Here is a 2,145-nt window from a genome sequence, read left to right on the forward strand (position 1 = left end):
GCGATTGAGCCGTTGCAATCGGTTACGCAGCGTCAGATGTGTACGCTCAATACGCTGTGTATACAGCTTGCTAACAATGTGTTTTACTTTTGGAAGTTCGTCGTTGTAAGCCCTGTAGCCATCCGTGTTTGCATGACTGACGACGGTAACGCTGATGGCCAATTTTGCCATAACCGTGTTTTTTCACAGGAGATTTCTGTTCACAAAACGGGCATCTTACATCAACTTTAGCCACTGTATTCCACATCCAAAACCGGACATTTCACACTGCAATCAACATATTGAATACACGACCGATTTTTTAGTTGATCGCATTTTTTTACCTCCCCTCTGTTAACCGCTTTTTTGTGCACTAATTTGCACTTTCTTTTGTTATATAACAAAAACTTATGACAAATTTTTATCATTTTTTATGTGAGCGTAAGTGCCTATCTCATTGGTTTTTAAGCATATAAAACCTTAAAAAAAGCTTGCTTGAATATCCACCAGCAGTGCTATAGTCGAAGCGGCACAACATCATTCAACCGCGATCCCACAGGCTTTTAACGTGCATAACTTTCACCGTTTTCACTCTGCCAGGCACTTTGCTGCGCATGAAAGGGTGCGAGATAAAAAAGCACAGTCCACCGGACGCTTTTTCTTTTTTGCAGGAGTTGGTAATGACTCAATTAGTCTCTCTGGAAAGTTTTCTCAATCAGGTTCAGCAGCGCGACCCGCATCAGCCGGAGTTTTCTCAGGCGGTCAGGGAAGTTTTCTCTACCCTGTGGACGTTTCTGGAACAGAATCCGCTCTATGCAGAGCAAAGCCTGCTGGAACGTCTGGTCGAGCCAGAGCGTGTTATCCAGTTTCGCGTTGCCTGGACGGATGACAAAGGTCAGGTGCAGGTCAACCGCGCTTGGCGCGTGCAGTTCAGTTCCGCCATTGGTCCGTATAAAGGCGGGATGCGTTTCCACCCTTCGGTGAACCTCTCCATTCTCAAATTCCTCGGTTTCGAGCAAACATTTAAAAACTCGCTGACCACGCTGCCAATGGGCGGTGGTAAAGGCGGTTCCGATTTCGATCCCAAAGGTAAAAGCCATGGTGAAGTGATGCGCTTCTGTCAGGCGCTGATCGCGGAACTGTATCGCCATCTGGGGCCGGATACTGACGTACCTGCCGGAGACATCGGTGTGGGCGGTCGTGAAGTGGGCTTTATGACTGGGATGATGAAAAAGCTGACCAACAACACCGCGTGTGTGTTTACCGGTAAAGGACTCTCTTTTGGCGGCAGTCTGATTCGCCAGGAAGCGACAGGGTATGGGCTAGTCTACTTCACGCACGCGATGCTGGAGCGTCACGGCCTTGGGTTTGAGGGCATGCGTGTTGCAGTCTCCGGGTCCGGTAACGTGGCGCAGCATGCCATTGAAAAAGCGTTGTCTCTGGGTGCTCGTGTGATTACCGCTTCGGACTCCAACGGCACGGTCGTGGATGATGCGGGCTTCACGCCGGAGAAACTGGCGCTGCTGGCGGATATCAAAAACCAACGTTATGGCCGTGTGGAGGATTACGCGTACGAAGCAGGTCTTACATACCTGCCGGGCCAAACGCCGTGGAACGTGCCCGTGGACATCGCACTGCCGTGCGCCACGCAGAATGAGCTGGACCTGACCAGTGCCAAGACGCTGATTGCTAACGGGGTGAAAGCCGTGGCGGAAGGTGCCAATATGCCGACCACGATAGAAGCGACGGATGCCTTCCTGGAAGCCAATGTACTGTTTGCGCCGGGCAAAGCGGCAAACGCCGGTGGTGTCGCAACCTCTGGGCTGGAAATGGCACAGAATGCGGCGCGCATGGGCTGGAAAGCGGAGAAAGTGGATGCGCGTTTGCACCACATCATGCTGGATATCCACCATGCGTGCGTAGATTTCGGCGGCGAAGGTCAATACACCAACTACGTGCGCGGAGCGAACATCGCGGGCTTTGTGAAAGTGGCAGATGCGATGCTGGCACAGGGCGTAGTGTGACGATATGTACTAGCTCAGACCTGATCTGACAGTTACCGATTATTTATACAGGTGTCTGTCAGATTACATCTGGTTCAGATTCTTTTCTGCCCAGATCCGTTTTCCATCGAGTAAAGTGGCCATCGGCGTACGCCCGCAGCAC

1 protein-coding gene and 2 pseudogenes are annotated in these 2,145 nt (G+C 51.3%); 1 reads left to right on the forward strand and 2 read right to left on the reverse strand.

Features of this window, described 5'->3' with window-relative positions; all coding sequences use genetic code 11:
- Together QZ506_RS05385 and QZ506_RS05390 are read right to left on the reverse strand one after the other, a co-directional pair.
- A pseudogene (locus QZ506_RS05385) lies at window positions 1–99 on the reverse strand (IS1 family transposase); the annotation flags it as partial.
- Between the two features lie 28 nt (window positions 100–127).
- A pseudogene (locus tag QZ506_RS05390) lies at window positions 128–235 on the reverse strand (IS1 family transposase); the annotation flags it as partial.
- Window positions 236–659: 424 nt separating this feature from the next.
- On the opposite strand from QZ506_RS05390, the gene gdhA reads away from it, so the two are divergent.
- Entirely contained in the window at window positions 660–2,003 is a 1,344-nt protein-coding gene (gene gdhA / locus QZ506_RS05395) for an NADP-specific glutamate dehydrogenase (protein WP_291969597.1), read from the forward strand.
- Window positions 2,004–2,145 lie beyond the last annotated feature (142 nt).

It is taken from the genome of Candidatus Symbiopectobacterium sp. (assembly GCF_020054415.1).
GTDB lineage: Bacteria > Pseudomonadota > Gammaproteobacteria > Enterobacterales > Enterobacteriaceae > Symbiopectobacterium.